A 23,583-nucleotide genomic window follows, 5' to 3' on the forward strand; every position below is an offset into this window, starting at 1 on the left:
CTAGATAAGACAAGAAAAGGCAAAGCCTGAGCTTGGCTTAGCAGCCGCACGCGGAAAGCGGAGTACATTTTCAAAGTGACATATTCATGCTGTTCTTATTGGCTCCACACAATTAATATTAGATGACTTTAAGAGGGTCACCAACACCATTTGACAAAAAGCACAAAAAACACCTTTAAAGATAGAATTTTCACTCTAACTTTAAAGGTGTTGATTCCAAACATATGCTCATGTAGAACATGCCATCTTCTAGTGGCCTTTATGTTTCATTTAGTTCGTACTTAACTTTTCTAATTCTTGTAAAAATCTTTCATTTAGAACTTTGATGTACGTACCTTTCATTCCTAATGAACGTGATTCAATCACACCAGCACTTTCTAATTTACGAAGTGCATTCACGATAACCGAACGTGTAATACCAACTCTGTCAGCTATTTTACTCGCTACCAATAAACCTTCTGTTCCATTTAATTCTTCGAAAATATGTTCAATCGCTTCTAACTCACTAAATGATAATGAATTAATTGCCATTTGCACGACTGCTTTACTTCGAGCTTCCATTTCGATTTCTTCTGCTTTTCCTTGTAAAATTTCCATTCCTACAACTGTAGCACCATATTCTGCTAATAATAAGTCATCATCATGGAAACTACCGCTTAAACGTCCTAAAATTAACGTTCCTAAACGTTCTCCTCCACCAATAATCGGCACAATTGTCGTTAATCCATCTTTAAATAATTCTCGATTTTCGTACGGGAAAACAGATAACGGCTGTTCAATATCGATATTAGGTGTCGTTTCTGAAATATGAAAAAGTTCTCTCGTATATTCCTCTGGGAATTGTCTTTCTTCTAACATTTGTTTAATTCGATCATTTTCAACTTCTTGGTTAATTGCAACGCCTAATAAACGACCTCTTCTACTTAATACGAACACGTTTCCGTTTATTACCTCTGATAGTGTACGTGACATGTCATTAAAATTTACCGGCTTTCCTGCAGATTTTTGTAATAATGCATTGATTTTTCTTGTTCTCTCTAATAATTCCATATTTTGTTCATCCTTTCAAAGTTACGATTTCATTTTATAGTATAAATTGACTTAAATTACGATCTTTGACGATATCATTTAATTTTTCATCGACATATTGCGCGGTAATTTCCACCACTTCTAGATTGATCTCTGGTGCCTCAAATGATAAATCTTCTAATAATTTTTCTAAAATAGTGTGCAATCTTCTTGCACCAATATTATCTGTTTCTTGATTTACCTCATACGCTATTTCAGCAATTCTTTTAACAGCTTCGTCCGTAAACTTCACTTCTATACCTTCTGTCTGTATTAATGCACTATATTGCTTCAGCAATGCATTAGAAGGTTCTGTTAAAATTTTCACAAAGTCATCTGTCGTAAGTTTGTTGAATTCTACGCGAACAGGAAATCTTCCTTGTAATTCTGGGATCATATCAGAAGGCTTCGCAATATGAAATGCACCAGCCGCAAAAAATAAAATATGGTCTGTTTTTACAGGTCCGTATTTCGTCATAACAGTTGAACCTTCCACAATGGGTAGAATATCTCTTTGCACCCCATCACGAGATACACTCGGACTATTCGTATCAGCGCCAGCTATTTTATCGATTTCATCAATAAACACGATACCAGCCTGTTCTGCTCGCTCAATTGCTTCTTGTTGCGCCTCATCCATATCAATCAATTTTTGCGCTGCTTGTTGCGTTAATACTTTGCGTGCATCCCGAACAGATAACTTACGTTTTTTCGTTTTCGTCGGCATTAAATTTGAAAACGCATCTTGCATATTCATTCCCATTTGTTCCATGCCAGAACCTTGTAACATGTCAAACATAGAAGGTGATTGTTCTTCGATATCTACTACTACCGTTTTATCTTCAAGTTCACCTAGAGCTAATAACTGTTTTAGTTGATTTCTTTTTTGTGAAATATTATCTACTTCTGATTCGTCTACTTCTTCCTCTTCTTCCACATTGGGAAAAAGCATTTCAAATGGGTTTTGCATTTTCTTCTCGCGTTTTTTACGTGGAGCAAGTAAAGAAATAATTTTTTCATTAGCTTCTTTTTCTGCTTCGTCTTTTACTGCTTCCATCTTTTCTTCTTTCACGATACGAAGTGCATTTTCAACAAGGTCCCGAATCATAGACTCTACATCTCGGCCAACATAACCGACCTCTGTAAATTTTGTTGCTTCCACTTTTATAAATGGTGCATTTACTAATTTAGCTAATCGGCGGGCTACTTCTGTTTTCCCAACCCCTGTTGGTCCAATCATTAAAATATTTTTCGGAACTACTTCTTCCCGTAATTGTTCATCTAAAAGCATTCTACGATATCTGTTACGTAAAGCAACAGCAACAGATTTTTTCGCTTCTTTTTGCCCAATAATATAATGGTCTAACTTTTCTAATATTTGCTTAGGAGTATAATCCATTAATTATTACACACCCTTTACATTATTCTAAAGACATTGTCGTTATATGATCATTTGTATAAACACAAATTTCACTAGCAATGGTTAATGCCGCTTGTGCAATTTCCTTCGCACTCAGTTCTGCTGAATATTTTGCAAGTGCACGGCCAGCACTTAAGGCAAAATTACCACCCGAACCAATAGCTAATATGCCATCATCTGGCTCGATGACTTCGCCTGTACCTGAAACTAAATACATACTTTCTTTATTCATGACGATTAACATCGCTTCTAATTGGCGTAATACTTTGTCGCTACGCCATTCCTTTGCTAGTTCTACGGAAGCTCGGGTAATATTCCCATTATATTCTTCCAACTTTCCTTCAAACTTCTCAAATAAAGAAAAAGCATCCGCTACTGAACCAGCAAAACCAGCTATAACTTCCCCATGAAATAATTTACGAACTTTTTGTGCTTTATGTTTCATCACGACCGTATTCCCTAATGTTACTTGGCCGTCGCCACTCATCGCACATTCCCCATTATGTTGAATTGCAAATATCGTTGTTGCATGAAGTTCATTTGACATGCATCACAACTCCTTTACTTCATTTCCAAAACTAACACTTTTATTGTTCATCCGGTTTTTGTTTCGCTCTTGGATGATGGTGCATATAAACATTCCTTAAACGATCCTTTGTTACATGTGTATAAATTTGAGTGGATGAAAGATTTTCATGTCCTAACAACTCTTGTACTGAACGTAAGTCAGCCCCTTCATTTAATAAATGTGTCGCAAAAGTATGACGTAATTTGTGTGGATGAAGATGTACAGTTAGAGAAGTTTCCTTTACCATTTGATTGAATACGTATCGGATGCCTCTTTCCGTAATCGGTTGGCCACGTGCGTTCAAAAAAATCGTATCTATCGTTTCTCTCGATACCTGTAACAACTGGTCTCTTCCATCTCTAATATATGTATGCAATGCTTCATGTGCAAATTGTCCAAATGGAATATAACGTTCTTTTCTTCCTTTACCAATTACGTTAATCATTCCGATAGAAAAATCAATTTGGGATAAAGTTAAGCCCGCACATTCACTGACTCTTATACCAGTAGCATACATAAGTTCTAATAATGCCTGATTTCGTTGGCCTAATGGTGTTGTTAAATCACTCACTTCAAAAAGAGGCCGTAATTCTTCCTCGTATAAAAACGTCGGAATTCGTTTATCTTGTCGCGGTAGCGGAACATACATAAACGGATTATGTTCCACGACTTCTATTTTTTCTAAAAAGAAATAAAAAGATCGTAAACAAGATATCGTCCGTGCGACAGATTTTCGACTTAATCGTCGATCATACAAATCCGTTAAAAATACCCGCACAAAAACCGGTGTTACATCTGTAACATCCTCGATTCCTTCTTTTCTCATTATTTGTTCAAACATACGTAAATCATTACTGTAAAATTGCACTGTATATGGCGAAGCATTTTTTTCTACTTCTAAAAACTGGATAAATTGTTCATAATACGTTTGAAACGTAGACATAATTCCACTCCAAAAATGCTAGTTTTTTTAAACAAACCTAGCATACCATACTACTATATTCCCCGCAATCGATTTAACACAATTGTAACAAAATTCTGAATTGTGCTTACAAATATGTTTGGAACATTAAAAATACATTTCCAATGTTCCAAACAAGTATATTACGCTTATATGTTCTAATAGTCAAATCAAATGTTTGATATCTAATTATTGTGCTTCTTCTTCATAATCACAACTACTACATTTGATTTGAACTTGTTTTTTCGAGCGTTTTTCTACTAAATAACTGTCACATTTTGGACAATTTCTAGCAATAGGTTTATCCCAAGAAACAAATTCACATGTTGGATATGTTTCACATCCATAAAATACTCGATTTTTCTTTGACTTTCTTTCAACAATTTCACCTTTTTTACATGTCGGACATGTTACACCGATTTTTTTCAAAATAGGTTTTGCATTTCGACAGTCCGGAAAGTTAGAACAAGCCATGAATTTTCCATAACGACCTAACTTATATACCATTGGATGTCCGCACTTCTCACAATCAATTCCAACAGGCTCATCTTTTATTTCAATAGATTCCATTTCTTTTTCGGCTTTTACTAATCTCACTTCGAAATCTTTATAAAATTCATCAATGACACGAATCCACTCTTCTTTACCTTCTTCAATTAAGTCTAAGTTCGCTTCCATTCCAGCAGTAAAGTCGACGTTCGTTATTTCAGGGAAATATTCTTTTAAAATATCCACAACAATCTCCCCTAATTCTGTTGGGATGAAACGACGGTTATCTAAACGAACATAGCCTCGATTTTGAATAGTCTCTAAAGTGGGAGCATAGGTTGATGGACGACCAATTCCTTGTTTCTCCAATGTACCAACTAATGTCGCTTCTGTATATCTCGGTGGTGGTTGTGTAAAATGTTGATTTGGTTCCATTTTTTCGAAGCGAACTTGTTCCCCTTCATTTAACTCAGGTAAGTATTTCTCTTCTTCTTTTTTATTTGAATCTGTTCCTTCAATATATACTTTCATAAACCCATCAAATTTTACTTTTGAACCAGTTGCACGGAATTCCACTCCGTTATTTAATAAATGAACAGTCATCGTATCCATCACGGCTGGCGCCATTTCACTCGCTAAAAATCGTTCGTAAATTAATTTATAAAGTTTAAATTGATCATTATTTAAAATACCTTTCAATGATTGTGGATCACGCATGACAGATGTGGGACGAATTGCCTCGTGTGCATCTTGTGCCCCTTCTTGATTTTTCACTTTTTTACGTGGTCCAATATATTGTTTACCAAACTTATCTTCAATTAATTGATGTGCTTCTTGTTTAGCACTTTCAGAAATACGAGTAGAATCTGTACGCATATAAGTAATTAACCCAGTAATTCCACCTGCTTTACGTCCTAAGTCAATTCCTTCATATAATTGTTGTGCAACCATCATCGTTTTACGAGCACGAAAGTTTAATTTTCTCGCTGCTTCTTGTTGCAATGTCGAAGTAATAAATGGTTTCGCGGGATTTCTTTTACGCTCACGTTTATTTACTTTATCAATATGAAACTGTTTGCCTTCAATTTTTCCAAGTACTTCTTTTACTGCTGCATCATCTTTGAGCTCTAACTTTTTCCCATCAATGCCATAAAATTTACCAGTAAACGATTCTTTCTCTTTAAAAAATGTACTTTCAATAGACCAGTATTCTTCTGGAATAAAATTCTTTATTTCGTTTTCACGATCGATAATTAATTTCACTGCAACCGATTGAACTCGACCAGCACTTAAACCTTTTTTTACTTTCTTCCATAATAGTGGACTTATATTGTATCCAACTAGTCGGTCCAATACTCTTCTAGCTTGTTGTGCATTTACTAAATCATGATCAATTTTTCGCGGATTTTTGAATGACTCTTTGATTGCATCTTTCGTTATTTCGTTAAACACGACACGACAGTCCGAATTTTCATCCACTTTTAATGCATGTGCTAAATGCCAAGCAATGGCCTCTCCCTCTCTATCGGGGTCGGCCGCGAGATAAATTTTATCTGCTTTTTTCGCTTCTTTTCGTAATTCTTTTAATATATCACCTTTACCACGAATCGTAATATATTTTAGGGCATAGTCATTATCAACATCGACTCCCATTTGACTTTTCGGTAAATCAATAACATGTCCCATCGACGCTTTTACTTTATATTTTTTCCCTAAATAACGTTCAATTGTTTTTGCTTTTGCTGGTGATTCCACAATTACTAAATAATTTGCCATTATTTTTCCTCCTATTTCATTGAGGTTATTCAATTTTTTAACTTTTATTCCTGCTTTTTTTAAATTTTTATTTCTGTTTTTAAATAAATAGAATTCCCACTAATAGTAAGGACAACATTTTCATTTGTCAAATATTGCGACTATCAAAATGAAATAAAGAGCCTTATTTTTTACAAAATAGGATTATTTTCCGGGCAAGTTTTCGATAATATCTTCTGCATTCGTAACCAATTTTGCACCTTGATCAATTAATTTTAAACAACCTGCCGCTTCCTCTACAAATAAAGAATCTGGAATAGCGAAAACTTCTTTTCCTTGCTCTAGTGCTTGGTCTACTGTAATGAGCGTACCACTTTTTTCTTTTGCCTCAATTACTAACGTTCCATATGAAAGACCGCTAATGATTCGATTCCTCTCTGGAAATTGATATTTTTTTGGCCTCACATATGGTGGATATTCTGATAAAACTAAACCATTTTCAACAATATTCCAAAAAAGCGTCATATTTTCTTTCGGGTAAATATGATGAAACCCACTACCTAAAATAGCTATCGTTTTACCCTGCATATGCAATGCTAATTGATGTGCAAGGCTATCAATGCCATAAGCCATTCCACTTACAATAGCCCAGTTTTGCTCAATTAAGGGACTAACAACTTTTAATAGCTTTTGTGGTGCTGTTGCTGTCGGTTTTCTCGTACCGATTACACTAAGTAATTTATTTTGTTGGAGCAATGTTAGATCACCTAAACAATATAATACGAGTGGTGCATCTGGAATACCTTTCAAACTCGGTGGATACATTGAATCAAATATCGTTACAATATAGTAGTTTTTATGTGTATATTGTATAGTTGCATCATCATTATCACATTGAAGAGAATGTATGATGGATGAAGCTTTTTCTGGGGATATATGTAATAAATGTTCTAGTTGTGTAGAAGTGAATGTGTTAACTTTTTCTAATGTTACATCATATTGTAATAAGCGATATAGCTTTTTCCTTGTCAATAATAAGCTTAATTTAATTAATCTATTTCGTTTCTTTTTCATTTATACTCTCCCTCTCTTAAGTTATGGGAAAAGTAGTATACATCTACTCGTTATTTTTTCCAACAAAAAAACAACCTAGAAATGAGGAGCCATAAGTGCTCTATTTTTGCACCAAAATAGAATACACTTATATTTCCTCCTCATCGCACCTTTCCAGATTGTTCAATATGGTTCTATCTTTTCGTTTAATGTATCAAGTTTCTTTATGCTTGTAAAGTATTAATGTGTTTTACATTTTTCAAGTAAATCTGTTTCTTCTAATAAACTGATCATTGTTTCACCCATTTTAGCAGGGGAATCCGCTACTTTAATACCGCATGCTTCCATGACACGTTTTTTCGATTCGGCTGTTCCTTCACCACCCGAAATGATTGCACCAGCATGTCCCATACGTTTTCCTGGAGGTGCTGTCGCTCCACCGATAAAGCCTGCAACAGGTTTTTTCATATTTGCTTTCACCCATTCAGCTGCTTCTTCTTCAGCCGTACCACCAATCTCACCAATCATCATAACTGCATAAGTTTCAGGGTCTTCATTAAATTCTTTTAATACATCAATAAACGATGTACCATTAACGGGGTCCCCACCAATTCCTACTGCCGTTGTTTGACCATATCCAGCTTGAGATAGTTGGTGAACTGCCTCATATGTTAAAGTTCCTGAACGGGATACAACCCCAATATGTCCTTTTGTATGAATGTATCCTGGCATAATACCAATTTTACACTCATCTGCTGTAATTACTCCTGGACAGTTTGGTCCAATTAAACGGGTCTTTTTCCCTTTCATAAAGTTTTTCACTTTAGTCATATCATTAATTGGAATATGTTCTGTAATGCAAATCGTTAATTCTAATCCGGCATCTGTCGCTTCCATAATTGCATCTGCTGCAAATGGAGCAGGAACATAAATAATTGAAACTGTTGCTCCTGTAGCTTTTACAGCATCTTCTACCGTATTATATACAGGAACTCCAAGTGTTTTCGTACCACCTTTTCCTGGTGTCACTCCTGCAACGATCTTCGTTCCGTATTTTAACATCTGTTCTGTATGGTCCATACCAGCTGAACCAGTAATCCCTTGAACAATTACTTTTGTATCTTTATCTACATAAATACTCATTCTTGTAAACGTCCTTTCTTATATTAAATGTTATGCGTGTTTGTAATCAGCTGTTTTTATTTTACTAATTCAACGATTTTCTTTGCACCATCACCCATTGAATCTGCTGCAACGATATTTAAACCAGAGTCTTGTAACATTTTCTTCCCTTTTTCTACATTCGTTCCTTCTAAACGAACAACTAATGGAATTTCTAACCCTAATTGTTCTGTCGCAGAAATAATCCCTTGTGCGATGTAATCACATTTCATAATTCCACCAAATACATTTACAAGAATCCCTTTTACTTTTGGGTCTTTTAAAATAATTTTAAATGCTTCTGTTACTTTTTCCGGTGTTGCATCTCCCCCAACATCTAAAAAGTTCGCTGGGTTTCCACCTTCATATTTAATAATATCCATTGTTGCCATTGCAAGACCTGCACCATTTACCATACAACCGATATCTCCATCTAATTGAATGTAGCTAAGGTCGTATTTTGAAGCTTCGATTTCATTACGATCTTCTTCATCTAAATCCCGTAATTCTAAAACGTCTTTTTGACGGTATAACGCATTTCCATCAAAGTTCATTTTAGCGTCTAATGCTAATACATCCCCTTCTTTCGTCGTAACAAGAGGGTTAATCTCAGCAGTCATACAATCTTTTTCAATGAAAACTTTATATAAATTTAATAATAATGTCGCTACTTTATTAATGACATTGTTCGGAAAATTTAAATTAAATGCCATTCTTCTTGCTTGGAATCCTGTTAAACCGATAGATGGATCAATTTCTTCTTTGAAAATCTTTTCAGGTGTTGCTGCTGCAACTTCCTCAATTTCCATTCCACCTTCTTCAGAACCCATTAACACAACTTTTGAAGTTTTTCGGTCTAACACAAGACCAATATAGTATTCCTTATCAATATTACAACCCTCTTCAATAAGGAGTCTTTTTACTTTTTTACCTTCTGGTCCTGTTTGTGGTGTTACAAGCACTTTTCCTAAAATTTGTTTCGCGTACTCACGTACTTCATCTAAATTATGTGCTACTTTAACACCGCCAGCTTTCCCACGGCCACCAGCATGAATTTGTGCTTTAACGACTTTTACATCCGTTTGAAGACCCTTCGCATACTCTACTGCTTCATCAATCGAATATGCAACATGGCCGTTTGGTACATTCACGCCGTACTGCCTTAAAATATTCTTACTTTGATACTCATGGATATTCATTCAAATGCCTCCATTTATTATTTGGTATACACCCATTGTAAGATAAGCATTTATAATTCTCAAAGAATAACTATTATTTATCTAACTATATAAGTATTTCGAATCACAATTCAATATTCTTCATCTAAGTGATAAATAAATGCAAATACTTCCGCAACAATTTCAAATAATTCTGGAGGGATTGTTTCATTTATTTCCAATTGTGCAAGTATTTCCACTAATGATTGGTCTTGTACAATCGGTATATCATGTTCTGCTGCTAGCTCAATAATATGATCTGCTACTTTTCCACTTCCTAATGCACTAACCTTCGGAGATATATCTTTCATTTGATCGTAAGATAATGCAACAGCTTTCTTTCTTCGTTCACTCATATTCGAAAGTCATACCCTTCTATATCATTCATCGTTCGATTATATGGATGATGTTGCTCTTGTTTTTTTATTTCAAACAATGGTTTATACGTTATTTGGGATAATGTATATTTATTTTTCTTCAATGCTTCTTCTAACATTTTTTCTAAATGGTCATATTTTTCCGTTTTCATCATTTGTTCATTATATATTATTAATGATATGATGCGCTTTTGGATAGTTAAGTCAATCATTGTTTCCTTCATATTTTTTAAATCGAGCACGAATAATATTCGACAATGATCTGGGTCTATATTCCCATCCTCGCTTTTCTTTCCTTCAAAATGCATAAATAGATCGTTATTTAATCCAATATTTTCTCCAGGTAATTGTAGAACACTATGCAAAAAATGATTCGTTTCTTGCACAGATTGTAATTGCATTCCATGAATAAAATGCACAAATTGTTCTATTTTATTCCTTCCAACCATATTTGGTTCATGCATCATTTGTAACAAAATCATTTTAATCGACCGTTGGATATGTATAGTAGAATGACTATCTTCCCCTGATAAAACCGTTCTTATTTGTTGCTCATCTTGTAATCCAACAATATTCATATATTGGTGTAGATGAGTGAGAAACCTTTGTTGCATATTATCAGTTCCATCATCCCCATGTTGCATAGGTAATTGTACAAACGTTTGCATATCGCGATACAAATATTCATTATGTAATATTTGTAGCAATTGGTGTAGATGCTGAACATTTTCATGGCGATTTTCATTTAGAAACCTATCAAATGTTTGTTGTAATTGCATTGGCAATACCTTATATAATTGTTGCTGTATCATATGTTTTAATAAAACAAATTGCTCATCTGATAATTTCCCCATATATATATTAGAAAATATTTGTAATAATTTATTTGCCACGTTCGTAATTTGTGATTGACTTTTTATAAGTACATTTAATATCTCTTTAGTTTCTTGTAATAAGTTTGACATTGTTATTAATTGCGAATGGCTCTTTGATGTTTGGGAAAATCCTTGTTGTAAAAGCGTGGACAAAGATACGTTTTTTTTCGAATCTTCCATTAAGGTATCTTTTTCTCTTTCTAACGTATTTATATATTGCAATAAACTACCGATGGGCAGCTCTTTTTGTTGGATATTTTTCGCTAAACTAGTCGGAAATGTTTCTTTCATTCCTCGTAGTTGTTTTAATAACTGTAATAATGTTTGTTCCTTTTCCGACAAACTTGTCGCATATTCCAATGATCGAACCATTTGTTCTATATGTAATGAAAATGTTTGATTTCTAGAAGCTACAAGTGCCTCAAACACATGATTGGTCATTGGTAAACGTGCTTCAATCATCTTTTTTAAAATGTCAAACTGTGAAGCTTCTATATTCGAACGATTTTCCATCAATTTAATTGCTTGCTGTATATCAGTAATTTGAAAAGGAACACGTTCCGCAATAAGTTGTTGAATAAAATCAATATGCTGTTTAGTCGGTTTCATTTGCAACTGTTGCAATAACTGTGCGACATTCTGAGTTGGAGCTTTTGTCACTTGTTCACTTAGCACTTTTAAATGAATAAGTGAATCATCTGCTTGTACTTGAAAAAAATATTGCTTATTTATTTGTAAACTTGTCGTTATTTCGGCTACCAGTTTATGGTTACCAATTTGAATTTCGGCTCGATTATTTGGAAATAGTTTTAAAATTTTCCCTTGAACAATTTGTCCATCTCGTAACGTTAATTCGTTTTTTGGAACACGATTTATCGATGGAATGAATTCATTTTTTATTCGTAACAGATGATTCATCCGCAATTCCCCCATTTTATTTCATACATAGTTGTACAGGTCGAAAAGATGTTCGATGAATTGGACAAACACCATATCGTTTCATTGCATCCATATGTTCTTTCGTTCCATATCCTTTATGTTTTTTAAATCCATATTGTGGATATAATTCATCATATTTTTCCATCCATTTATCTCTCGTCACTTTCGCTAATACACTTGCAGCTGCGATTGATAAACTTTTGTCATCCCCTTTTATAATTGCCGCTTGTTGAAATGGTAAATCAGTTAATTGTACTGCATCTATTAAGGCAATATCTGGATATTTCTCTAATTGCAACAATGCATTTGTCATCGCTAGTTTTGTTGCTTCTAAAATGTTTAACCGATCAATTTCTTCCGCAGATATTATTTCAATATGATAGGCAATGGCATTTTTTTTAATTTGTTCATAATACATATTTCTTTCTAATTCAGTTAACTGTTTGGAATCTGTCAGACCATTAAAGTCAACATCTTTTGGTAAAATAACTGCAGCTGCGACAACTGGTCCTGCTAGTGGTCCTCTCCCCGCTTCATCTACACCTGCAATCCACTTCATATCATGATGTAAAAACTTCTTATCAAACTCTTTCATCGTTCGATATGTTTGTCTTTTTATTCGTTCTTTTTCCAACTTATTTTCGTATTGTTTTATTAACTTTTTTACACCAAGACGTTCGTCTTGCTTTAATTCTTTTATTTGTTCGTTCGTCATATTTTGGGATTGTAACATTGTTTTCAAATTTGCGATAGATTCCTTCTTCATTTTTCCCAACTCCTAAATAATGAGGATATCAATATATATAATTTTCTATGTGTATTCCTCTATATAATATATCGTCATCGTTTCCAAACATTGTAATTAATTTTAGAAGCGTGTGACGATGCTCGTACATATATAGTGTACAATAAAAAAAAGACATCCGTACAATGTAAAGAATCTTCCTTACACATTGTACGGATGTCTTTTATGGTGTTTCTAATGTTATTTCCCCTAATTTTGCTTGACGGAAATCTTGTAAAACAACATCCGCAACTTTGTCAAAATTTACTTGACCACCACTTTCAAGTGCACCACGTTTTTTTCCAATCAATTCAAAAACTTCCCACATATCATCTACATCCGTTAAACCATATCTTTTTTTTAATAAATTAGGATAAGTTTCATAAATATATTGTAATAAAAACGCAACTACATCTTGCAAAGGTAAAATTTCATCCTTAATTGAGCCAATTGCCGCAACACGTAAACCAATCAATTCATCTTCGAATTTCGGCCATAAAATACCTGGTGTATCTAGTAGTTCAAACTTTTGTTTTACTTTGATCCACTGTTGCATTTTTGTCACACCTGGTCTGTCTCCAATTTTGGCAATCTTCTTATTCGCTAATCGATTGATTAAAGTGGACTTTCCAACATTTGGAATTCCTACTATTAGTGCTCGTACTGCTCGTTGTTGTACACCTTTTTCAATTAATTTACGCTGTTTTTCGATTCCCTTTTCTGTCACAAGTTCAATAAATTGTTGGATATCCTTTTTATTGTTCACATCTAATGCAATCGCAGTTGTACCTTGTGCTTCGAAATGTTGTAACCATTTATCCGTTTGAATCGCATCAGCTAAATCTCTTTTCATTAATACGATAATTTTTTCTTTTTGATGGATTACCTCTTGTAACATCGGATTTTGTGTAGATAATGGTGCACGGGCATCTACAAGTTCTATAACGACATCAACTAATTTCAGTTTTTCTTCGATTTCCCGTCTCGCTTTAGCCATATGGCCTGGAAACCACTGTATCATGTTCTCACCTCGATTACTTTACCAATTGTATTCGTTCGAATGGCCAATATACAACACTCGTTTTACCAATTATTTCTTCCATTGACACTAATCCGAAAGAACGACTATCTGTTGAATTGCTTCGATTATCTCCTAAAACTAATACTTTCCCTTCTGGAATTGATGTATAATTACCAGGCAAATCTTCTAATATAAAGTCATTTGTAATAATCGGATATACTGGTGTGTGATCATCATTATGTTCCATAAATGTTTGATCTACTTTCTCTCCGTCAATATAAAGAATATTATCTTTTACTTCAACATGCTCTCCCGGTAAGCCAATAACACGTTTAATAAAATCTTTATCTTCTGTTGCATGAAAAATAACGATGTCAAACCGATCTGGATCTTTTAAATAATAAATAAACTTATTCACAATCATTTGATCACGGTCCAATAATGTTGGTTGCATCGATGGTCCATCCACAATAATCGGAGAGAAGATAAATTGTCGAACGAGAATTGCAATTAATAATGCAATAATAACAATTTTGAAAAGACTTGCGCTCTCTTTCACTGCTTTTTTCCCCATTGCTTCCCCTCCGAATTCTATGTATCATTACGTTTTTATTGTATAAGATGAATCATTTTTTTACAATGATTGTCACTATTCATATAAAAAAACCTCCAAACAGTTTGTTCAGAGGTTTTTCTAGTATCATTACATTCTCTCTTTAATACGTGCAGCTTTACCACGTAATTTTCGCATGTAATAAAGTTTAGAACGACGTACGATACCTTTTCTAACAACTTCAATTTTATCGATTCTTGGTGAGTGTAATGGGAAAGTACGCTCAACACCTACACCGTAAGAGATTTTTCTTACTGTGAATGTTTCGTGAATACCACCATTTTGTCTCTTAATGACAACACCTTCGAATACTTGGATTCTTTCACGAGTTCCCTCAACAACTTTCGCGTGAACACGAACTGTATCTCCTGCACGGAACTCTGGGTGATCTGTACGTAATTGATCCTTTGTTAAGTCAGCAATTAATTTTTGCATTTGCCTTCACTCCTTCCAAACTAATGCTCTTACAAATGGGCTAATCCCTTCATAGCGGAACATCGTTTTCCTGCTTATGTTCATAAGCACACCATATAATATAGCATATATTCATATCATATACAACTATATTTATACATTTTTTTCAGCTTTTATTTCTTGTAAAATTTGTTGTTCTTCTTCATCTAAAAGATAAGTATCTAATAAGTCGGGTCTACGTTCTAATGTACGACGAAGAGATTCTTTTTTTCTCCAACGATCTATTTTCGCATGATGACCTTCTAATAAAATGTTCGGTACTTGCCAACCACGAAAATCAGCAGGTCTCGTATATTGTGGATGTTCTAAAAGACCAGTTGAAAATGAATCTTCTTTCGCAGATGTTTCATTCCCTAGCACATCTGGTAAAAGACGAACAACACTATCTACAACTGTTAGAGCACCTATTTCACCACCAGTTAAAACATAATCACCAATGGAGATTTCATCTGTTACTAAATGTTCTCGAATCCGTTCATCATATCCTTCATAATGGCCACAAATAATAATTAAATGATCTTCTTTTGCAAATTCTTCTGCTTTTTGTTGAGTATAACGCTCTCCTTGAGGACACATTAGGACGACCCTCGGTTTCGACTGTTTACGTTCTGTTGCATATTGTACTGCATCAAAAATAGGTTGGGCTGCTAACACCATACCTGCGCCACCACCATATGGATAATCATCCACTTTCTTATGTTTATTATGTGCAAACTCCCTAAAATCAATTAAATCATACTGGAATTTATTCGCTTCAATTGCCCGTTTTAAAATAGAACTTTCAAACGCACCTTCTAATATTTTTGGAAACAATGTTAAAATATCAATTTGCATTAATCAAACAATCCTTCCATCGGTTCAATAATGACTTTCTTCTCTTCTATATGTACTTCTTTTACGACAGGTTCGATATAAGGTATTAGTATTTCTTTGTTGTTTTTCGTTTTTACAACCCATACGTCGTTTGCGCCGGGAGATAAAATATGATCTATCCTCCCAATATATTCTCCATCTGTCGTTTCTACTTCTAAACCGATAATTTCAAAATAATAAAATTCATCTTCCTCTAACGGAGTTAATTGTTCTTCTTTTATATACAAAAGTTCATTTTTTAATGGTTCAACATCATGTAGAGTTTCATAGGACTCAAACTGTAATAAAATATTATTTTTATGTGTGCGAGATGAACGGATCGTTAATGGTTTCCAATCTGTTCCGTCTTTCTGAATGAATACGATGTTTCCTTTATCAAAACGTTCCATAAAATCTGTATGCTGTTGTACTTTTACTTCTCCTTTTATGCCATGAGTATTAATTATTTTGCCTATTTTAAACAATTCCATCACCTTATTCATCTATTCTAACGATAATATTATCTTTCACTACGATTATTCGTTCTTTCATGATTGTTTCCCAATCCTTCCCAACCTCTACAGGGACGATAGCTTCCATTTCTCTTTCGATAATTTCACTACCGATTTCTAATACTTCTAATTGTTCTATTTTAAAATCAATCATAAGCATTTTATCTTTACGAAAATTGATTTCACGCTCAAATCTTTCCTCTACTTCTGTCTTTGATTGTGTTAACTTATTCATCAACTTTCTCTGTTCGAATAATAGTTGTTGACATTCTAATTCAAGTTGCTTTTTTTCTCGCTCAAATTTTTTTTGCAATGTATATTTACTATTTTCCGTAATCATTTGCTTTACGATAACTTTTTGAATAATTTGCAATGAAATCTCCACCTTTAAACCTTATTATGACACGAATGATTCCATTTTTATAGAAGATATATATTGTTCAAAATTGAAGATGTATGAATGTGGGGATATTCCATTTTACATGGATCATATTATTATATATGACATTTTTTGAAGGTAAGAATGAAGAAAGATTGGAATAGTACGAACCTATGTCCAATCTTACGTTTTCATTCTATTACATAATATCGAGGTATACTCGCTTATCAATATTTGGTTTTGTAGAATATACAATCGTTCGGATTGCTTTAGCAATTCTACCATTTTTACCAATTACTTTTCCGACGTCTGCTTCATTTACTTGTAAATGATAGACAATCTTTTTTTCTTCTTCCCTTTTTTCGATGACGATATCATCTGGAAAGTCAACTAAAGGAGTTACGATTGATTCAATTAATTTTTTCATACAATCACACTACCTTACTTTTGGTTTTTTGCATCATGGAACTTTTGCATAATACCTTGTTTCGAGAATAAATTACGAACTGTATCACTTGGTTGCGCACCTTTGTGCATCCAGTCAAGTGCTTTTTCTTCGTCAATTTTCACTTCAGTTTGTTCAGCAACTGGGTTATATGTTCCAACTTGATCGATGAAACGACCATCACGTGGAGAACGTGAATCAGCTACAACAATACGGTAAAAAGGGTTTCTCTTAGCACCCATTCTTTTTAAACGAATTTTAACTGCCATCTTTGTACACCTCCATTACTTTTTTCACACTTTTAGAAGTATAACACTTATTTTTATATCTGTAAAGTGTTTTTACATGACAGTTACATAAATGGCAATTGGAAGCCTCTTCCCTTTTTCCCTTTTTGCATATTTGTCATTTGTTTCATTACTTTTTTCATCTCATTAAATTGCTTTAAAAGTCTGTTCACTTGTGCGACGTTTGTTCCAGAACCTGTCGCAATACGCTTTCTACGACTTGCATTAATGACGGATGGGTCGTTTCTTTCTTCCTTCGTCATTGATTGGATGATTGCTTCAATATGAGTAAGTTGTTTCTCATCAACTTGAATATTTTTCATCCCTTTCATTTTTCCGGCACCCGGAAGCATCGCTAAAATATCTTCTAATGGTCCCATTTGTTTCACTTGGCCCATTTGTTCCAAGAAGTCATCAAATGTAAACGACATTGTGCGCATTTTTTCTTCTAATTCTTTCGCTTGTTTTTCATCAATTGTCGTTTGTGCCTTTTCAATTAAAGATAACACATCCCCCATCCCTAAAATACGGGATGCCATTCTTTCTGGATGAAACTCTTCTAATTGATCTAACTTTTCCCCCATCCCAACAAACTTTATTGGTTTATCTGTGACAGCCTTAATCGATAATGCAGCCCCACCGCGTGTATCACCATCTAATTTTGTTAAAACGACTCCTGATATATCGAGTTGATCATTAAAGTTTTCTGCAACGTTTACCGCGTCTTGTCCTGTCATCGCATCGACAACGAGGAATATTTCATCAGGTTGTGCTACTTCTTTTACGTCTTGTAACTCCTGCATTAAATTTTCATCTACGTGCAAACGACCAGCTGTATCGATTAATACATAATCTAAATGTTCTTCTTTTGCATATTCCAATGCTTTTTTTGTAATTTCAACTGGACTAACTTCTGTACCCATTTCAAAAACAGGCATATCTAATTGTTTACCTAATGTTTGTAATTGTTGAATGGCTGCTGGACGATATACGTCACAAGCAACAAGTAATGGTTTACGGTTGTATTGTTTACGTAATAAATTTGCTAATTTACCAGTAGTCGTCGTTTTACCAGCACCTTGCAATCCTGCCATCATAATAACTGTCGGTGGACGATCAGCAACAGCAATTTTCTTCTGTTCGCCCCCCATTAATTCTGTTAATTCTTCTTGTACAATTTTTATGACTTGCTGACCTGGTGTTAGACTTTCCATTACCTCTTGTCCAACTGCACGTTCTTTTATATCTTTTATAAAATTACGCACTACTTTAAAGTTAACGTCAGCTTCTAATAATGCAAGTCGTACTTCTCTTGCCATCGTATTTACATCTTGTTCACTTACTTTACCTTTACCAGTTATCTTTTTAATCGTCTCTTGCAAACGATTTGAAAGTCCTTCAAATGCCATAGAAGGTAACCTCCTAGTCTATGTTCTTTATTTGTTGAATATATGATTGTAGTTGTGCTACATTTGCTTCGGTTAATTGTTGTGCTAATTCTACCAACAATGCTTCCCTTTGCAAAAACTTTTCATACAATTGTAGCTTTTCTTCATAATTCATTAATATTTGTTCCGTCCGTTTAATGTTATCATAAATTGCTTGTCTTGACACATTCGTTTCTGTTGCGATTTCTCCTAAGGAATAGTCTTCATAATAATAAAGTTCCATATATTCCCTTTGCTTATCTGTTAACAATGTTTGATAAAAGTCATACAACATATTCATTTTTGTTGTTTTTTCTAACATTATGCTTCCTCTTCCATTAAATCAGCAAAAAGTCCATATACGAATGCATGTGCATCAAACTCTTTTAAGTCATGAACCCCTTCACCAAAGCCGACTAATTTCACCGGGATGTTTAATTCATTACGTATCGCTAAGACAATTCCACCTTTAGCAGTACCATCTAATTTCGTTAATACAATCCCAGATACGTTTGTCGCTTCTGAAAATGTTTTAGCCTGGCTTAAAGCGTTTTGTCCAGTTGTTGCATCTAAAACAAGTAATACTTCATGTGGTGCACCTGGAATTTCACGCTCAATTATGCGATTAATTTTTTCCAGTTCATTCATTAAGTTTACTTTATTTTGCAAACGCCCTGCTGTATCACAGATTAACACATCTGCTTTACGTGATTTCGCAGCTTTAATAGCATCAAAAATTACCGCTGCTGGATCACTACCTTCTGATTGCTTAATTACTTCTACTTCAGAACGTTTTCCCCATTCTTCTAATTGATCAATCGCTCCAGCTCTAAACGTATCACCAGCTGCTAAAACGACATTTTTCCCTTCCTGTTTTAATTGTGCAGCTAATTTACCAATCGAAGTTGTTTTACCGACGCCGTTTACCCCAACAACTAAAATAACTGTTAAATCATCTGTTTGATAGTTAATCTCTTCAATAGTTGAATCATCTTCATTGTAATAAATTTCAACTAATTTTTCTGATATAACGTCTTTTACTTCATTCGTATCTTTAATATTACGACGTTGCACTTCAAAGCGTAAGTCTTCTATGACATCCATGACAGTCGTAACACCAACATCCGCCATAATTAAAGCTTCTTCCAGTTCTTCAAAAAACTCTTCATCAACTTGTCGGTATCGTGCAATAATATCATTTATTTTACTCGTAAACGATTGACGCGTTTTTTTCATGCCTTCTTTATATGTTTCTGTATCTTCTTCTTTTTTTATAAATTTACTTTTTAAGTTTTTAAAAAAGCTCATTCTATTCTCTCCTATTCCTAATTCATCGCCTCTTCTAACCTGACAGATACGAGTTTGGACACACCAGATTCCTGCATCGTTACACCGTACAGTACATCTGCCTCTTCCATTGTACCATTTCGGTGTGTAATAACGATAAATTGTGTCTCTTCTCGATATTTTTTTAAATATTGGCTAAAACGAATCACATTCGCTTCATCTAATGCAGCATCTACCTCATCTAAAATCACAAATGGAACTGGCCGTGTACGTAAAATAGCAAACAACAGTGCAATTGCAGTTAATGCACGTTCTCCACCAGACAATAAGTCTAGTGATTGCAACTTTTTCCCTGGTGGTTGTGCCACAATATCGATCCCTGTCATAAGCATATTTTCTGGATCTGTTAATGTAAGAGAAGCTCGGCCCCCACCAAAAAGTTGTGTAAAAACATTCATAAATGCCTGTTGAATATCGAAAAACACTGCTTCAAATCGCTCGGTCATTTCTTTATCCATCTCTTTAATAACCGTGTACAATGTTTCCTTCGCATCGATTAAATCTGCTTGTTGTTCTGCTAAAAATTCATACCTAGTTTTTATTCGTTCATATTCTTCAATCGCACCTAAATTCACTGTACCTAAAGATTGAATTGCACGTTTAATTTCCTTTACGCGTCGTCCTGCTTGTTCCAAATCTTCGACGAAATTAAAATGTTCTTTTGCATATTCATAAGTCATCACATATTCTGTTTGTAAAAATTGCAAACGATTTTCTAACGTGACATCTAAACGGTTAGCTTGAACTTCTAATTGTTGGATCGTTTTAACTGCTTTTTGATGTACCAAATCTAGACCTCGAATTTCCTTTTGTTCATCCTGAATCCATTCATACTGTTCAGTTCTATTTTTCCGACTTTCTTCAATCTCATTCGCTAAAATCTCTAATTCATTTTTAAAAGTTATTATTTCTTTTTCAATAGAATTTGTATCTTCAGACAATTGCTCTACTTGTTCCATTTCATTTAGAGAAACAACTATATTGTCTAACGTTTTTTCTATCTCTATCAATTCGGTTCTATGATGACGTTGACGTTCTAGAAAATGATTATGACGTTCTTTTAATTCAATTTCTGTTTTTTCCAGTTCATGAACCGTATCTTCTGTCGTTTTAGCTGCTTCCTCTAACGATTGTAATTCTTTTGTATATTGGTCAATAAGTTGCTCCGTTTCAGTAATTTTATTAGAAACGAGTAACAATCTTTCTGTCGTCTCTTTATGTTTGTTTACTAGCGCCTCTTTCTCTTCGGCATATTGCTTCATATACAATTCATAGCTAACCAATTGATCTTCTGTTTGTGCAACTTTGACATTCAAATCATTTAATTGCATTTGAACTTGTCCATATGAATAGTCCAATTTTTGTTGTTCTTCAGTTATTTTTTGCAATTCAGCAACTTGGCATTCTAATTCACGTTTCACTTCAGACATATTTTCTAAAAATTTATTTTTTCTATTTGTAAATTGAACTAATTTTCCTTCTAAAGATTTCAACTCTTTTTCACGTGTAAATAAAGAGACATTTTGTTGCTTTTTCGCCCCACCTGACATGGAACCACCTGGATACACAACATCCCCATCCAAAGTAACAATTCTAAAACGTCGGTTTGTTTTCGCTGCAATCGTTGTTGCACTCTTTAAATCTTTCGTCACAATTGCATTACCCATTAAATGGTCGACAACGATCCGATAATGATCATGTACTTTAACTAAATTAGATGCAATCCCAACATAACCTTCTTCTGTTTCTATTTTTTGGATAACAGTAGAAGGGATGCCTCTTTTTTCAATAGAGCCTAACGGAAGAAAAGTCGCTCGACCTTTATTTTCCTTTTTTAACCATTGAATAATATTACGTGCAACTGCATCTGTTTTTACAACGACATGTTGTGCTTGTGCACCTAAGATCGTATCTATTGCCGTCATATATATCGTCGGTACGTCCATTAAATCGATGACAACACCTTCGATTGAATCGATTTTCCCTTTTTGTACTGCTTGTAAAATTTCCTTTACTCCGTAAAAATAACCTTGAAAACTATTTTTCATTTCTTCTAACATTTCTTTACGAGAGGCAATCGTCGCAATACGTTCATTTCCTTCATAAAGTTTTCGTTGCATGTCATCATAAGTCGATTCTAATCGCTGCTTCGTTTCATTTATTTGTATAATCCGTTGTTCATTTTCATCAACTGCTAGCTTTTTCTCTTGTAAAGCTTGTAGAAGTGTTGTTTCGGCTTCATTATTTTTCTTTCTTTGGTCAATATATTGTTTGGATGATGTTTGCTGTGTTGTTATCCGTTGTTTCACTTGTTCAAGTTGATGTGTAATAGAGCTTTCTTCATTACGTAATGCAGCTTGTTCATTCAATGCATCTATATATTCTGACTTTAAACGTTCAATTGCATCTTTCTTTGTGTCTGTCGCTTGATTATTATCTGTTTGTAATGAGTTTATTTTTCGTCGTATATCTTCAAGCGATTCATTCACTTCATTAAGATGAATTTGTTCTTCTTCGATACGGTTCTGTGCTTGGGAACGTTTTTCTTCTTGTGTCTTTTTTTCTTCCTCTAATTTCTTTCTATTTTCCGATACATGTTTTACTCGCTCATGAAGCACGCTTTTTTTGCCCTCTAGCTGTTCAATTCGCTCTGTCTTCACTAATTGCTTTTCTTGTAAAATTTCTAATTTATTTTCTAATGATTCCAATTGTTCCCGCACTTCAACGAGCTTGGATTCACGTTGTTGAATCGTTGTTTTCTGTTGTAGCTCATCATTTTTCTCTTGTTCTATTTGCTTCAACAGTAATTGCCACTCTTCATGTAAACCGTGAATCTCTGTTACTAACAGTGATACTTCCACTTCACGTAATGTTTCTTTTTTCTCATTAAAAATATGTGCCTTTTCTGCTTGTTCTTTTAAAGGTTCTATTTGGTCTTTCATTTCGTACATGATGTCTTCTACACGTGCTAAATTTTGTGATGTTTCCTCTAATTTCACCTCGGCTTTTTGTTTTCGTTGTTTATATTTTAGGACCCCTGCAGCTTCTTCAAAAATTGCACGACGATCCTCTGCTTTGGAACTTAAAATTTCATCAATTTTCCCTTGTCCAATAATAGAAAAAGATTCACGCCCTAGGCCCGTATCCATAAATAAATCGACAATATCTTTTAAACGGCATGGTTGTTTATTGACATAAAACTCACTATCTCCTGAACGATAAACACGCCTCGTAATACTAACTTCATTATATTCTATCGGTAGTTCTTTCTTTTCGTTATTTAATACTAATGTTACTTCTGCAAAGTTTAATGCTTTTCTCGAATCACTACCTTGGAAAATAATATCTTCCATTTTACTTCCTCGTAGTGATTTCGCCGATTGTTCTCCTAATACCCAACGGACAGCATCGATAACATTACTCTTTCCACTACCATTTGGCCCAACAACCGCCGTAATTCCAGGCACAAATTCAACCGTTGTTCGATCCGCAAATGATTTAAATCCTACCGTTTCAATTCGTTTTAAAAACATAGATCTACTCCTCATTTAAATGAATC

The 23,583-nt window shown here is 34.2% G+C and carries 23 protein-coding genes; all 23 read right to left on the minus strand.

The window, feature by feature from the left end:
- Window positions 1–270: 270 nt before the first annotated feature.
- A complete protein-coding gene (gene codY / locus SPD45_RS01125) occupies window positions 271–1,050 on the minus strand; it encodes a GTP-sensing pleiotropic transcriptional regulator CodY (protein ID WP_336265738.1) in 780 nt (259 codons plus the stop codon).
- 34 nt (window positions 1,051–1,084) lie between these two features.
- The gene (gene hslU / locus SPD45_RS01130; RefSeq protein ID WP_336265739.1) at window positions 1,085–2,467 is read right to left on the minus strand and encodes an HslU--HslV peptidase ATPase subunit; all 1,383 of its coding nucleotides are present in this window, start codon (window positions 2,465–2,467) and stop codon (window positions 1,085–1,087) included.
- Between the two features lie 22 nt (window positions 2,468–2,489).
- On the minus strand, window positions 2,490–3,035 hold the full coding sequence (gene hslV, locus SPD45_RS01135) for an ATP-dependent protease subunit HslV (RefSeq protein ID WP_336265740.1): 546 nt from the start codon (window positions 3,033–3,035) through the stop codon (window positions 2,490–2,492).
- A 40-nt stretch (window positions 3,036–3,075) separates the two neighbouring features.
- Window positions 3,076–3,999, minus strand: coding sequence for a tyrosine recombinase XerC (xerC, locus tag SPD45_RS01140; RefSeq protein WP_336265741.1), 924 nt, complete (start codon window positions 3,997–3,999; stop codon window positions 3,076–3,078).
- Window positions 4,000–4,206: 207 nt separating this feature from the next.
- Window positions 4,207–6,282: a type I DNA topoisomerase gene (gene topA / locus SPD45_RS01145; RefSeq protein ID WP_336265742.1), complete on the minus strand. Its 2,076-nt coding sequence runs from the start codon at window positions 6,280–6,282 to the stop codon at window positions 4,207–4,209.
- Window positions 6,283–6,465: 183 nt separating this feature from the next.
- On the minus strand, window positions 6,466–7,335 hold the full coding sequence (gene dprA, locus SPD45_RS01150) for a DNA-processing protein DprA (RefSeq protein WP_336265743.1): 870 nt from the start codon (window positions 7,333–7,335) through the stop codon (window positions 6,466–6,468).
- 219 nt (window positions 7,336–7,554) lie between these two features.
- The gene (sucD, locus tag SPD45_RS01155; RefSeq protein ID WP_336265744.1) at window positions 7,555–8,457 is read right to left on the minus strand and encodes a succinate--CoA ligase subunit alpha; all 903 of its coding nucleotides are present in this window, start codon (window positions 8,455–8,457) and stop codon (window positions 7,555–7,557) included.
- A 56-nt stretch (window positions 8,458–8,513) separates the two neighbouring features.
- The gene (gene sucC, locus SPD45_RS01160) at window positions 8,514–9,674 is read right to left on the minus strand and encodes an ADP-forming succinate--CoA ligase subunit beta (RefSeq protein ID WP_336265745.1); all 1,161 of its coding nucleotides are present in this window, start codon (window positions 9,672–9,674) and stop codon (window positions 8,514–8,516) included.
- A 110-nt stretch (window positions 9,675–9,784) separates the two neighbouring features.
- Window positions 9,785–10,048: an EscU/YscU/HrcU family type III secretion system export apparatus switch protein gene (locus SPD45_RS01165; protein ID WP_336265746.1), complete on the minus strand. Its 264-nt coding sequence runs from the start codon at window positions 10,046–10,048 to the stop codon at window positions 9,785–9,787.
- Window positions 10,045–11,862: a hypothetical protein gene (locus tag SPD45_RS01170; RefSeq protein ID WP_336265747.1), complete on the minus strand. Its 1,818-nt coding sequence runs from the start codon at window positions 11,860–11,862 to the stop codon at window positions 10,045–10,047. Before SPD45_RS01170 ends, SPD45_RS01165 begins: the two co-directional genes overlap by 4 nt.
- A 16-nt stretch (window positions 11,863–11,878) precedes the next feature.
- A complete protein-coding gene (locus SPD45_RS01175; RefSeq protein ID WP_336265748.1) occupies window positions 11,879–12,649 on the minus strand; it encodes a ribonuclease HII in 771 nt (256 codons plus the stop codon).
- Between the two features lie 202 nt (window positions 12,650–12,851).
- Window positions 12,852–13,688, minus strand: coding sequence for a ribosome biogenesis GTPase YlqF (gene ylqF / locus SPD45_RS01180; RefSeq protein ID WP_336265749.1), 837 nt, complete (start codon window positions 13,686–13,688; stop codon window positions 12,852–12,854).
- Window positions 13,689–13,701: 13 nt separating this feature from the next.
- Entirely contained in the window at window positions 13,702–14,262 is a 561-nt protein-coding gene (gene lepB, locus SPD45_RS01185) for a signal peptidase I (protein ID WP_336265750.1), read from the minus strand.
- Between the two features lie 129 nt (window positions 14,263–14,391).
- Window positions 14,392–14,736 carry a 50S ribosomal protein L19 gene (rplS, locus tag SPD45_RS01190; protein ID WP_336265751.1) on the minus strand — a complete coding sequence of 115 codons (345 nt, stop codon included), beginning with the start codon at window positions 14,734–14,736 and terminating at the stop codon, window positions 14,392–14,394.
- A 132-nt stretch (window positions 14,737–14,868) separates the two neighbouring features.
- Window positions 14,869–15,609 carry a tRNA (guanosine(37)-N1)-methyltransferase TrmD gene (trmD, locus tag SPD45_RS01195; protein WP_336265752.1) on the minus strand — a complete coding sequence of 247 codons (741 nt, stop codon included), beginning with the start codon at window positions 15,607–15,609 and terminating at the stop codon, window positions 14,869–14,871.
- Window positions 15,609–16,118, minus strand: coding sequence for a ribosome maturation factor RimM (gene rimM, locus SPD45_RS01200; RefSeq protein WP_336265753.1), 510 nt, complete (start codon window positions 16,116–16,118; stop codon window positions 15,609–15,611). The genes trmD and rimM overlap by 1 nt, the downstream gene beginning before the upstream one ends.
- A gap of 4 nt (window positions 16,119–16,122) precedes the next feature.
- Window positions 16,123–16,512, minus strand: coding sequence for a YlqD family protein (locus SPD45_RS01205; RefSeq protein WP_336265754.1), 390 nt, complete (start codon window positions 16,510–16,512; stop codon window positions 16,123–16,125).
- A gap of 205 nt (window positions 16,513–16,717) precedes the next feature.
- Window positions 16,718–16,945: a KH domain-containing protein gene (locus SPD45_RS01210; protein ID WP_336265755.1), complete on the minus strand. Its 228-nt coding sequence runs from the start codon at window positions 16,943–16,945 to the stop codon at window positions 16,718–16,720.
- Between the two features lie 14 nt (window positions 16,946–16,959).
- The gene (rpsP, locus tag SPD45_RS01215; RefSeq protein WP_336265756.1) at window positions 16,960–17,232 is read right to left on the minus strand and encodes a 30S ribosomal protein S16; all 273 of its coding nucleotides are present in this window, start codon (window positions 17,230–17,232) and stop codon (window positions 16,960–16,962) included.
- Between the two features lie 83 nt (window positions 17,233–17,315).
- Window positions 17,316–18,659, minus strand: a complete 1,344-nt coding sequence (ffh, locus tag SPD45_RS01220; protein ID WP_336265757.1) for a signal recognition particle protein — start codon at window positions 18,657–18,659, stop codon at window positions 17,316–17,318.
- Window positions 18,660–18,672: 13 nt separating this feature from the next.
- A complete protein-coding gene (locus tag SPD45_RS01225; protein WP_336265758.1) occupies window positions 18,673–18,999 on the minus strand; it encodes a putative DNA-binding protein in 327 nt (108 codons plus the stop codon).
- Window positions 18,999–19,985: a signal recognition particle-docking protein FtsY gene (gene ftsY / locus SPD45_RS01230; RefSeq protein ID WP_336265759.1), complete on the minus strand. Its 987-nt coding sequence runs from the start codon at window positions 19,983–19,985 to the stop codon at window positions 18,999–19,001. Before ftsY ends, SPD45_RS01225 begins: the two co-directional genes overlap by 1 nt.
- A gap of 17 nt (window positions 19,986–20,002) precedes the next feature.
- Complete coding sequence (gene smc / locus SPD45_RS01235; RefSeq protein WP_336265760.1) at window positions 20,003–23,557, minus strand: chromosome segregation protein SMC; 3,555 nt, start codon at window positions 23,555–23,557, stop codon at window positions 20,003–20,005.
- Window positions 23,558–23,583: the final 26 nt, after the last annotated feature.

Origin of the sequence: Pseudogracilibacillus sp. SO10305, assembly GCF_037072005.1 — a bacterium.
In the GTDB taxonomy this organism is placed as follows: Bacteria; Bacillota; Bacilli; order Bacillales; family Amphibacillaceae; genus Pseudogracilibacillus; species Pseudogracilibacillus intestinigallinarum.

Excerpts from the sequence above, each read along its gene's own strand:
- rimM (WP_336265753.1), bottom strand. The coding sequence starts at position 16,118 with ATGGAATTGTTTAAAATAGGCAAAATAATTAATACTCATGGCATAAAA.
- SPD45_RS01165 (WP_336265746.1), bottom strand. The coding sequence starts at position 10,048 with ATGAGTGAACGAAGAAAGAAAGCTGTTGCATTATCTTACGATCAAATG.
- topA (WP_336265742.1), bottom strand. The coding sequence starts at position 6,282 with ATGGCAAATTATTTAGTAATTGTGGAATCACCAGCAAAAGCAAAAACA.
- codY (WP_336265738.1), bottom strand. The coding sequence starts at position 1,050 with ATGGAATTATTAGAGAGAACAAGAAAAATCAATGCATTATTACAAAAA.
- xerC (WP_336265741.1), bottom strand. The coding sequence starts at position 3,999 with ATGTCTACGTTTCAAACGTATTATGAACAATTTATCCAGTTTTTAGAA.
- sucD (WP_336265744.1), bottom strand. The coding sequence starts at position 8,457 with ATGAGTATTTATGTAGATAAAGATACAAAAGTAATTGTTCAAGGGATT.
- dprA (WP_336265743.1), bottom strand. The coding sequence starts at position 7,335 with ATGAAAAAGAAACGAAATAGATTAATTAAATTAAGCTTATTATTGACA.
- smc (WP_336265760.1), bottom strand. The coding sequence starts at position 23,557 with ATGTTTTTAAAACGAATTGAAACGGTAGGATTTAAATCATTTGCGGAT.
- trmD (WP_336265752.1), bottom strand. The coding sequence starts at position 15,609 with ATGCAAATTGATATTTTAACATTGTTTCCAAAAATATTAGAAGGTGCG.
- sucC (WP_336265745.1), bottom strand. The coding sequence starts at position 9,674 with ATGAATATCCATGAGTATCAAAGTAAGAATATTTTAAGGCAGTACGGC.
- ylqF (WP_336265749.1), bottom strand. The coding sequence starts at position 13,688 with ATGATACAGTGGTTTCCAGGCCATATGGCTAAAGCGAGACGGGAAATC.
- hslU (WP_336265739.1), bottom strand. The coding sequence starts at position 2,467 with ATGGATTATACTCCTAAGCAAATATTAGAAAAGTTAGACCATTATATT.
- ftsY (WP_336265759.1), bottom strand. The coding sequence starts at position 19,985 with ATGAGCTTTTTTAAAAACTTAAAAAGTAAATTTATAAAAAAAGAAGAA.
- rpsP (WP_336265756.1), bottom strand. The coding sequence starts at position 17,232 with ATGGCAGTTAAAATTCGTTTAAAAAGAATGGGTGCTAAGAGAAACCCT.
- SPD45_RS01170 (WP_336265747.1), bottom strand. The coding sequence starts at position 11,862 with ATGAATCATCTGTTACGAATAAAAAATGAATTCATTCCATCGATAAAT.
- rplS (WP_336265751.1), bottom strand. The coding sequence starts at position 14,736 with ATGCAAAAATTAATTGCTGACTTAACAAAGGATCAATTACGTACAGAT.
- SPD45_RS01210 (WP_336265755.1), bottom strand. The coding sequence starts at position 16,945 with ATGAAAAAATTAATTGAATCAATCGTAACTCCTTTAGTTGACTTTCCA.
- lepB (WP_336265750.1), bottom strand. The coding sequence starts at position 14,262 with ATGGGGAAAAAAGCAGTGAAAGAGAGCGCAAGTCTTTTCAAAATTGTT.
- hslV (WP_336265740.1), bottom strand. The coding sequence starts at position 3,035 with ATGTCAAATGAACTTCATGCAACAACGATATTTGCAATTCAACATAAT.
- SPD45_RS01225 (WP_336265758.1), bottom strand. The coding sequence starts at position 18,999 with ATGTTAGAAAAAACAACAAAAATGAATATGTTGTATGACTTTTATCAA.
- ffh (WP_336265757.1), bottom strand. The coding sequence starts at position 18,659 with ATGGCATTTGAAGGACTTTCAAATCGTTTGCAAGAGACGATTAAAAAG.
- SPD45_RS01175 (WP_336265748.1), bottom strand. The coding sequence starts at position 12,649 with ATGAAGAAGGAATCTATCGCAAATTTGAAAACAATGTTACAATCCCAA.